Consider the following 9,726-nt stretch of genomic DNA (forward strand, 5'->3'; position numbering starts at 1 on the left):
TACCGACCGGCGCGGGTCTTCCATCGGCGCGTGCGAGCGGTGCGGGTGAGCGACAGTACCTTGCGGGTACGCGCAGGCCCAATCAGCCGATGCAGCAGCGCAAATACAAAACGATGGAAATGGCGCGTAAGCGCAGCGAAGTAAAAAACGGTTGCCGAAGACAAGCTTCAGCCTACCTCAGGCGAGGTTAGCGCGACCAGCGACGCCAGGGCCAGGCTCCCCGGTCGATGCTAATCAGACTCCGTTTTTTATTCAGAAACATGAAGATGAAGGACTGTTAAGTCGTGGATTGGTGCGCTGCGATCGCCCTGGCGGCGTCGAGCAGCGAGGCAACTATACCATCGGATTTTATTGTTTGTATAGCTTGGCCGTGGTTGTAGCCGTAGGGCACGGTCAGCGTCGCCATACCGGCCGCGCGGCCCGCCAGCGCGTCGTTTTCCGAGTCGCCGATCGCGACCGTGGCGCTCGGTTCGACGCCGAGTTGAGCGGCGGCGGTCAGCATCGGCAGCGGGTCCGGTTTCTTTTTCGCGAGACTGTCGCCACCGAGCACGACACTGAAATACTGCGCCAGTCCGTATTGCTGCAGCAACTCGAGCGCGAAGCGGTGCGGCTTGTTGGTCACGCAGGCGAGCTTCAGGCCCGCGTCGCGCAGCGCGCGCAGACCGGCTTCGACGTCCGGATAAAGCCGTGTGTGCACGCCGTTGATCTTCGCGTACTCGGCCTGATAGATCGCGAGCGCTTCGTCGAAGCGCTCTTGCGCGTGTTCGGTTTCGAAGCGCGGGGCGAGCACGCTGCGGATCAGATGCTCCGAACCCTTGCCGACATAGCCGACCACTTCCTCGCGCGTCGTTTCCTCCGCGTCGAGCTGAGCGAGCATGCCGTTCAGGCCGGCGGTGAAGTCGTCGGCGGTGTCGATCATCGTGCCGTCGAGGTCGATGATCGCGGCTTCGAGGCGCGGGCCGGCGAAGGACGGAGCGGGGTACGGAGCAGTCATCGTCGGGTCAGCGCTGGACGGTGGCGAGGGCGGCGCGCATCTTGTCGATCACGACCTTGTGATCGGGCTGGCCGAAGATCGCCGAGCCGGCCACGAACGTGTCCGCGCCGGCCGCCGCGATTTCCGCGATGTTGTCGACCTTCACGCCGCCGTCCACTTCGAGATGGATCTCGCGGCCGGTGCGCTCGCTGTACGCGTCGATGCGCTTGCGCGCTTCGCGCAGCTTGTTGAGCGCCTCGGGGATGAACGACTGGCCGCCAAAGCCCGGATTCACCGACATGATCAGAACGAGATCGACCTTGTCCATCACATGATCGAGATAGTTCAGCGACGTCGCCGGATTGAACACGAGGCCGGCCTTGCAGCCGTGATCGCGGATCAGCGACAGCGTGCGGTCGATGTGATCCGACGCTTCCGGGTGAAAACTGATCAGGTTCGCGCCGGCTTTCGCGAAGTCCGGCACGATGCGGTCGACCGGGCGCACCATCAGGTGCACGTCGATCGGCACGTCGACGTGCGGGCGGATCGCTTCGCAAACGAGCGGGCCGATGGTCAGGTTCGGCACGTAGTGGTTGTCCATCACGTCGAAGTGGATCCAGTCGGCGCCGGCAGCGACGACGTTGCGGACCTCTTCACCCAGACGGGCGAAATCGGCCGAGAGAATGCTGGGGGCGATGCGAAATTGGGTCATGACGGGAGGCAGATGCAAGCGGGAAAGCGCCATTTTACCGTTTTTGCGCGTGCGGACCGGCGCGCTGGCCGCGGTTGGCGTGGCGGAATCGCGCGATGAAACGTCGCAAAGTGCCGGCGCAACAACGGCATCGAAAGGCGGCGCGGCCAGCAGCCGTGTCCCAACGTCTTAGACACTCCTGGCCGAAAGGCGTGTCTGGTTGCGGCCATGCCGCGCATCAAGCAGAATGCCACTCCATGAGCGCCCCATCGCCGCTGCACCGGCAGACCATTGGCGTTCGGGGCCTCCCACGATTTTTCACAGCCCGTTTGATCAGATCGGAATCAGGATGAGCCAGTACGAATTCAGCGTGTCGGCGCAGGTGCAATACCTGCCCGAAGAATCGGACCCGGAGCGTCGCCAGTACGCCTTTGCCTACACCCTGACCATCCGTAACACCGGCCAGGTGCCTGCACAGTTGATCGCGCGTCACTGGATCATCACCGACAGCGAAACCACCGTGCAGGAAGTCAAAGGCCTGGGCGTGGTCGGTCATCAGCCGCTGCTCAAACCGGGCGAGCATTTCGAATACACGAGTTGGGCAGTGATCGCGACGCCGGTCGGCACGATGCGCGGCGATTATTTCTGCGTGGCGGAGGATGGCGAGCGCTTCGAGGCGCCGGTGCCGGAGTTCGTGTTGCGCATGCCGCGAACGTTGCATTGAACCGGCGCGGTCCTGCGCGGTCATTAATGAGTTCGTGTGGGCGCGCGAAGCAGCGGGCGGTTGAGTGGCAGGTTGGATGAGCGCTCGGGCGAGCACTCGATGCACGAGGGGTGGCGCGGTTCTGCGTGCAGCCCGCAGGTCAAGGTCAATGCGGCTTTTGCTGTTGGGACCGTGCCGCCGAGCTGGCACGTCGCGCTTTTTTCTTGCCGGACGACGTCCACACAACGATAAAGACGAGCAGGAATAGCGCGACCAGCGATTCCAGCGCGAAGATGAGCATCGGGTATTCGTCGAACAGATCAGACATGGCGGTTTCCATCAAGAACGAACATTGTATGCGTTTTGTCCGCAGGGCCAGCGCGTGGCTCGGAGCGTTGTCGGTTGCAGTGTTGCTTGCCTCCTGCGGTGGCGGCGGCGCGATCCGACCTTCACCGCCGAGCGGTGCGGCGATCATCCCCGGCCAGATCGCGTCGGCGCGCCTGACCGCGGTTGCATGGCAACAGGTGCCGGGCTGGCAGGACGACTCGCTGATCGGCGCGACCGCCGCATTGCGGCAAAACTGCACGAGGCTCGCGCGTCAGCCGAACTGGTCGCGTGCGTGCGCGGCGGCCGCGCAAATCGACGATCTCGACGTCACCAGCGCGCGCGCCTTCTTCGAAGCCTACTTCACGCCGTTCCAACTCGCGAATAGCGACGGCACGCTCGACGGTCTGGTTACCGGTTACTACGAGCCCCTGCTGCGGGGCTCGCGCACGCGGCACGGCGTGTATCAGACCGCGCTGTACCGCTGGCCCGCCGGCTATCGCGCGGGGGCGCCGTTGCCGGCTCGCGCCCAGCTCGAACGCTCGGGCGCGCTCAGCGGCAACGAACTCGTGTGGGTCGACGATCCGATCGAAGCGTTCTTTCTGCAGGTGCAAGGCTCCGGGCGCATCGTGATGGAAGACAGCAGCGTGATGCGCGTCGGCTTTGGCGGGACCAACAATCAGCCGTACAAGTCGATCGGGCGCTGGCTCCTCGATCATGGCGAGATCACGCCGGCGCAGGCGACGATGCAGGGCATCAAGGCATGGGCCCGCGCGAATCCGACGCGCGTCGATGGCCTGCTCGACACCAATCCGCGCTTCGTGTTTTTCCGCGAGATGCCGTCGGCCGAAAGTGTGCCGAGCGGCGGCGCAGACGGTCCGATCGGCGCGCTCGGCGTACCGTTGACGCCGGAGCGCTCGATTGCGGTCGATCCGAGCGCGATTCCGCTCGGCACGCCGGTGTTCCTGCAGACCACGCGGCCGCTGACGAATTCGCCAATGAACCGTCTCGTGTTCGCGCAGGATACTGGTACCGCGATCAAAGGCGGCGTGCGCGCCGACTACTTCTGGGGCCTCGGCGACGATGCCGGCGATCTGGCTGGCAAGATGAAGCAGGGCGGCCGGATGTGGTTGCTGCTGCCGAATTCGTGAGGCGGTGGGGCGGAGACGGAAGCGTGACTGCCGTTTGACTAGCAGCAGTTTTCGCAAGGCGGGTTTGAGGCTACCGCGAAGCCTCAAATAGATGTCGTTTGAAATCGGCGTCACGTGTGGATCAGAAACCGTGCTCGACGCCGTTTTTCGTTGGGCTAGTACGCTGCGCGTCGTTGCCCGTTGCATCTTGCCCGACTTAGAGGCCCGACTTGCGCTTGTCTATCACGCGCCGCGCCTTGCCCACCGAGCGCTCGATTCCATTCACCGGCAGCACGTTCACCACCGCGCTCACGCCAATCAGCGCCTTGATGTCGTAAGCCAGCGCGTTTTTCGCGGCGGTTAGCGCCGCGGTATCCGGCGCGCTTTCGGGGCATGGTTCGACGTTCAGCGTCAACACATCGAGTGGCCCTTCCTTCGTCAGCACGATCTGATAGTGCGGCGCAAGCGCGCGCTGCTTGAGCAATAGTTCTTCGATCTGGGTCGGGAACACGTTGACACCGCGCACGATCATCATGTCGTCCGAGCGGCCCGTGATCTTTTCCATACGCCGCATCGTGCGGGCGGTGCCCGGCAGCAGGCGCGTGAGATCGCGCGTGCGGTAGCGGATGATCGGCAGCGCTTCTTTCGTCAGCGACGTGAACACGAGCTCGCCGAGTTCGCCATCGGGCAGCACCTCGCCCGTTTCGGGGTCGATGATCTCGGGATAGAAATGGTCCTCCCAGATCGTCGGACCGTCTTTTGTTTCGACGCACTCCGAGGCGACGCCCGGTCCCATCACTTCGGAAAGACCGTAGATGTCGACCGCGTCGATGCCCATACGTTTTTCGATCGCCTCGCGCATGTCGTTGGTCCACGGCTCAGCGCCGAAGATCCCGATGCGCAATGAGCAGCTGGCCGGGTCGATACCTTGGCGTTCGAATTCGTCGGCGATCGACAGCATGTAGCTCGGCGTCACCATGATGATGTCCGGCCGGAAATCCTGGATCAGCTGCACCTGCTTTTCGGTCTGGCCACCGCCGAACGGAATCACGGTGAGCCCCGCGCGCTCGGCGCCGTAGTGCGCGCCGAGGCCGCCGGTGAAGAGGCCGTAGCCATAGCTCACGTGCACCTTGTCGCCGCGCTTCGCGCCGGCGGCGCGTACCGAACGGGCGACGAGATTCGCCCACGTGTCGATGTCGCGCGCCGTATAGCCGACGACAGTCGGCTTGCCGGTCGTTCCAGACGACGCATGGATTCGCGAAATCTGCTCTTGGGGCACGGCGAACATTCCGAACGGGTAGTTGTCGCGCAAATCCTTTTTCGTCGTGAACGGAAACCGAGCGATGTCCGCGAGCGACCTAACGTCGCGCGGATGAACGCCGGCTTCGTCGAACTTGCGCCGATACACCGACGAATTTTCATACGCATGGGTGAGCGACCATTTGAGCCGTTCAAGTTGGAGCGCGGCGAGCTCGTCGCGGCTGGCGGTCTCGATCGGATCGAGCGGAAGAGCGGTGCTCATCGAATGTCTCCTTGCTGCCTCAGTATCTGGGTCTGATATGTGACGCATTGGCGCCAGAACCGCCCACGCGGACAATTGCCCGCGCGGGCGGTTCTGGCTGGCCGCCGCCAATCGTTAGTCGCCGGTGGGAATCAGGTTACCCTTGATTTGCGCCGACTTGCCGCGAAACATTGCGACAGTCTCGCCGGCGCGATTCGTCACGCGAATATCGTAGATTCCAGTGCGCCCGCTCAATGTCTGTTCGACCGCTTCGGCGCTCAGCACGTCGCCGCCGTGGACCGGCCGCAGATACTCTATCGAGCAGCCGGCGGCGACTGTATTGATGTTGTAGGTGTTACAGGCGAACGCGAAGGTCGAATCGGCGAGTGTGAAGATCAGGCCCCCGTGGCAGATCTGATGCCCGTTCAGGAAGTCGTCGCGCACCGCCATGCGCAGCCGCGCATAGCCGGGGCGCACTTCGAGAATCTCGAGCCCGAGCGCGCGACTGCAGGCGTCGTTTTCGTACATCGCGGCGGCCGTCGCGCGGGCGAGTTCGTCTGCCGTCATTTGGTCGGGCCAGGTGGTTTGTGTGGGCATCTCAACGTCCCTCGAAGCGCGGCGCGCGTTTTTCGATAAATGCCTGCACGCCTTCCGCATAATCGTGCGAGGCGCCTAGTTCGCGCTGCAGATCGCGCTCGAGATCGAGTTGCTGGTCGAGCGTTTGCGTCGTGCCCGCACGCATCGCCTGCTTGATCGCGGCGATCGCGCGCGTCGGTTGCTGCGCGAGCTGGGCCGCGAGTTTTGTCGCTGCCGGCGCCAGTTCGGCGTCGTCGAGCACTTGCCAGATCAAGCCCCAGCTTTCGGCTTTTTCGGCGCTGAGCTTGTCGCCGGTGATTGCGAGGCCGAGCGCGCGGGCCATGCCAACGCGCTGCGGCAAGAACCACGTGCCGCCCGAATCCGGCACGAGGCCGATCTTCACGAATGCCTGGATGAAACTCGCGGAGCGAGCCGCGAGCACCAGGTCGCACGCGAACGCCAGATTGGCGCCCGCGCCAGCGGCCGTGCCGTTGACCGCCGCGATCACCGGAAACGGCAGCGCCTGCAGACGGCGGATCAGCGGATTGAAGAATTCATCGATCACGGCGCCGAGGTTGGTCATCGCGCCGGGCGTGAAATCGAGGTCGGCGAGATCCTGGCCGGCGCAGAAGCCGCGGCCTGCGCCGGTGAACACGAGCGCACGGGCACCGGAGTTTTCGACCTGGTCGAGCGCCGCGCCGAGTTCCTGATGCATCACACGCGTGAAGCTGTTGAGCTTGTCCGGGCGGTTCAGCGTGATAGTGGCGACGTGGCTCGATGAGTCGATGTCCAGCCGGATCGCTTCATATGACATGGGGTGTCTCCTCAAACTCTCTTTGGCCGATGGGCACGGTGGCTCGGCTGCGTCGGCGCGTGATGCCGACCCGATGTCTGATGCTAGTCAGAGCGCACGACCCAGTCCATCCGCCGAACGGCATAGGACGAAGTCGTGCGTAGCGTTGAAGCCGTGTCTTATGCCGTTCAGCCAGCTACCGCCGGCGGCGTTTTCGGTTCAACATGAACGCGGCTTTGAACGACACGGAAGCGGTTCGCGACGAAAGCGGCATCGGCCAGCGCGGCATTGGCGGCCGGGTTGGCGCCGGTGCCGTGGAAGTCCGAAAAAGCCGCGGACTGGTTGACGAACACACCGCCGGTCAGGTTGATCGACAGCGCAACACCGCCGCGAATCGACGCTTCGTGCGCGGCTTCGAGCACTGCGTCGTCCGTGCTGTAGACCGCCAGCGTCAGCGCGCCGTGCTCGGCGGCAATCTCGCCAGCGAGGTCGAGCGACTCCGCGGTCGAGTCCGTCGCGATGACGAATGAGATCGGCCCGAACCATTCTTTCGTGAACTGGGCATGATCGGTTGCGGCGTCGAGTTGCAGTACGAGCGGAGTGCGCACGCGAGCGCCCGCAAACGCCGGATGCTCGAGCGTTTGGCTCGCGACGAGAACGCGGCCAAGTTTGGCGGCTTCGTCGATGCGCTGCATGACACCTTCGTTCTGGATCGCGCCGAGCAGTTCGACTGCGCGGGCCGGATCGGCGACGAGCTTTTGCACCGCACCGGCAAGCGCCTGGGCGACCTCGTCAAAGCTGAGCGTGCCATCTGCGGTGCGAATGCCGCCGCGCGGCACATAGATATTTTGCGGCGCGGTGCACATCTGGCCCGAGTACAGCGCCAGCGAGAACGCGATATTGCGGGCGGCCGCCTTGATGTCGTCGACCGAGTCGATAACGATCTGGTTGACGCCGGCTTTCTCGGTGTAGACCTGCGCCTGGTGCGCGTTGCGCTCGAGCCAGGTGCCGTTCTGGGTGCTGCCCGTGAAGTCGATCAGCTTGATCTCCGGGCGCTGTGCCAGTTGCTGGACGAGGGCGCCGTCGTTCGGCTCGGTGGCCAGCAGCGTGACGACGTTCGAATCGAAGCCCGCCTCGCGCAGCACGTCACGCGCGATGCGCACGGTCAGCGCGAGCGGCAGGATTGCGCCCGGATGCGGCTTGACGATTACCGTGTTGCCGGTGGCCAGATCGGCGAACAGGCCCGGATAGCCGTTCCACGTCGGGAATGTGCAGCAGCCGAGCACGAGGCCGATGCCGCGCGGCACGACGGTGTAGCGCTTGTGCATCGCGAGCGGAGGGTTTTTGCCTTGCGGTTTTTCCCAATGCGCGTCGGCGGGAATCCGGCGCAGTTGATCCCAGGCATACGCGACCGCTTCGAGCGCGCGATCCTGGGCGTGCGGACCGCCCGCCTGGAAGGCCATCATGAACGCCTGGCCGGTCGTGTGCATCACGCTGTAGCCGAGTTCGAAACTGGCTCGATTCAGACGGGCGAGGATTTCCAGGCTCACGCCGATCCATGTCTGCGGGCCGGCCGCGCGCCACTCGCGTTGCGCCGCAGTGGATGCGGCGATAAGCGCGTTCGGATCGGCTTTCGGGTAACGCACGCCGAGCGGGAAGCCGAACGGCGAAACTTCCGCGCCGACGGTCTCTCCCGTCGACGGTTGGTCCAGGTCGAAGGTCCTGTCTAGATGCGCGTTGAACGCGGCTTCGCCGTCCGCGTTGGCTGTTTCCCCGTACACTTTCGGACTGGGCATCTCGGCGAACGGGCTCCAGTAGCCGCGCGTTTCGAGCGCGGCGAGCGCTTTGTGCAGCGTGTCTTCGTGCTTGGTGAATAGCGGATGTGTCATGGCAAAGGGGCTCGGCTGTACGTTGGGGGAAAACCTGTCAAATAATTGACCGACCGGTTGGTTGGGGAATGGTAGCATCACTACGAACTATGCGCGAAGCGTTTTTCGCGTGCGATTAACCCTTATGGAGGTGGCATGGCTTACGAAAACATTCTGGTTGAGACGCGAGGGCGGGTCGGACTGGTTACTCTCAATCGTCCGAAGGCTCTAAATGCACTGAACGACGCACTGATGGACGAACTGGGCGCTGCGTTGCGCGAATTCGACGGCGACGAGTCGATTGGCGCAATCGTCGTAACGGGCAGCGAGAAGGCGTTCGCGGCCGGCGCGGATATCGGCATGATGGCGTCTTACACCTATATGGATGTCTACAAGGGTGACTACATTTCTCGCAACTGGGAAACGGTTCGCTCGATCCGTAAGCCGATCATTGCCGCGGTGGCGGGCTTCGCGCTCGGCGGCGGCTGCGAACTGGCGATGATGTGCGACATCATTTTCGCCGCCGACACGGCGAAGTTCGGTCAGCCGGAAATCAAGCTCGGGATCATGCCGGGCGCGGGCGGCACGCAGCGCTTGCCGCGGGCGGTGTCAAAATCAAAGGCGATGGACCTTTGTTTGACCGCCCGTTTCATGGATGCCGCCGAAGCGGAGCGCGCCGGACTCGTTTCGCGCGTGATCCCGGCTGCATCGTTGCTTGACGAAGCGGTTGCCGCGGCTGCCACCATTGCGGAATTCCCCCTGCCGGCGGTGCTGATGGTCAAGGAATCGGTCAATCGAGCCTATGAAACGACGCTCGCGGAGGGCGTGCATTTCGAGCGCCGCCTGTTCCATTCGCTCTTCGCTACCGAAGACCAGAAGGAGGGCATGGCCGCGTTCGTAGAAAAGCGCAAACCGGTTTTCAAACATCGTTAATACATTTGTCAAAAGATCGCTTGCAAGTCGCGATGGCGGCGACTAGAATTCCGCTCTTTCGTGCTCCGGACGCCGGGGCGCGGGGAAGCGGGAAGCTTTGTTGGCGGGGGCTTCAGCGGCGTGGGCAGGTTAAGCAAGTGATAAAAACCTGTTGACGATCCGGTGAAAGTTCTCCATAATCTCGCTTCTCTGCTGCAGACGCAGCGACGCAAACGAAGCAGTGCCGGGTGGTAG

10 protein-coding genes are annotated in these 9,726 nt (G+C 63.6%); 3 read left to right on the forward strand and 7 right to left on the reverse strand.

Going from position 1 to position 9,726, the window contains the following annotated elements; translation table 11 throughout:
* Positions 1-277 precede the first annotated feature (277 nt).
* Positions 278-994: a phosphoglycolate phosphatase gene (locus tag AB3X96_RS31955; protein WP_176110228.1), complete on the reverse strand. Its 717-nt coding sequence runs from the start codon at positions 992-994 to the stop codon at positions 278-280.
* 7 nt (positions 995-1,001) lie between these two features.
* Positions 1,002-1,685 (reverse strand): ribulose-phosphate 3-epimerase, encoded by a 684-nt coding sequence (rpe, locus tag AB3X96_RS31960; RefSeq protein WP_176124324.1) that lies wholly within the window; start codon positions 1,683-1,685, stop codon positions 1,002-1,004.
* A gap of 328 nt (positions 1,686-2,013) precedes the next feature.
* Here rpe and apaG point away from each other — a divergent pair, with 328 nt between their 5' ends.
* Positions 2,014-2,388 carry a Co2+/Mg2+ efflux protein ApaG gene (gene apaG / locus AB3X96_RS31965; RefSeq protein WP_368592785.1) on the forward strand — a complete coding sequence of 125 codons (375 nt, stop codon included), beginning with the start codon at positions 2,014-2,016 and terminating at the stop codon, positions 2,386-2,388.
* A 145-nt stretch (positions 2,389-2,533) separates the two neighbouring features.
* On the opposite strand, the gene AB3X96_RS31970 is transcribed toward apaG, so the two are convergent.
* A complete protein-coding gene (locus AB3X96_RS31970) occupies positions 2,534-2,695 on the reverse strand; it encodes a hypothetical protein (RefSeq protein WP_368592786.1) in 162 nt (53 codons plus the stop codon).
* A gap of 28 nt (positions 2,696-2,723) precedes the next feature.
* Here AB3X96_RS31970 and AB3X96_RS31975 point away from each other — a divergent pair, with 28 nt between their 5' ends.
* Positions 2,724-3,842 (forward strand): murein transglycosylase A, encoded by a 1,119-nt coding sequence (locus tag AB3X96_RS31975; RefSeq protein WP_368592787.1) that lies wholly within the window; start codon positions 2,724-2,726, stop codon positions 3,840-3,842.
* A gap of 196 nt (positions 3,843-4,038) precedes the next feature.
* Here the strand turns inward: AB3X96_RS31975 and paaK are convergent, their stop codons facing one another.
* The 4 genes from paaK to paaN form a co-directional block, all read right to left on the reverse strand.
* Entirely contained in the window at positions 4,039-5,343 is a 1,305-nt protein-coding gene (gene paaK / locus AB3X96_RS31980) for a phenylacetate--CoA ligase PaaK (protein WP_368592788.1), read from the reverse strand.
* A gap of 114 nt (positions 5,344-5,457) precedes the next feature.
* On the reverse strand, positions 5,458-5,919 hold the full coding sequence (gene paaI / locus AB3X96_RS31985; protein ID WP_368592789.1) for a hydroxyphenylacetyl-CoA thioesterase PaaI: 462 nt from the start codon (positions 5,917-5,919) through the stop codon (positions 5,458-5,460).
* 1 nt (position 5,920) lies between these two features.
* Positions 5,921-6,712: a 2-(1,2-epoxy-1,2-dihydrophenyl)acetyl-CoA isomerase PaaG gene (paaG, locus tag AB3X96_RS31990; protein ID WP_368592790.1), complete on the reverse strand. Its 792-nt coding sequence runs from the start codon at positions 6,710-6,712 to the stop codon at positions 5,921-5,923.
* Positions 6,713-6,879: 167 nt separating this feature from the next.
* Entirely contained in the window at positions 6,880-8,580 is a 1,701-nt protein-coding gene (gene paaN / locus AB3X96_RS31995) for a phenylacetic acid degradation protein PaaN (RefSeq protein WP_368592791.1), read from the reverse strand.
* A gap of 135 nt (positions 8,581-8,715) precedes the next feature.
* Between paaN and AB3X96_RS32000 the strand changes: the two genes are divergently transcribed.
* Complete coding sequence (locus AB3X96_RS32000) at positions 8,716-9,492, forward strand: enoyl-CoA hydratase (RefSeq protein ID WP_368592792.1); 777 nt, start codon at positions 8,716-8,718, stop codon at positions 9,490-9,492.
* Positions 9,493-9,726: the final 234 nt, after the last annotated feature.

Source organism: Paraburkholderia sp. BR13439, from assembly GCF_040948805.1.
Lineage (GTDB): Bacteria > Pseudomonadota > Gammaproteobacteria > Burkholderiales > Burkholderiaceae > Paraburkholderia > Paraburkholderia youngii.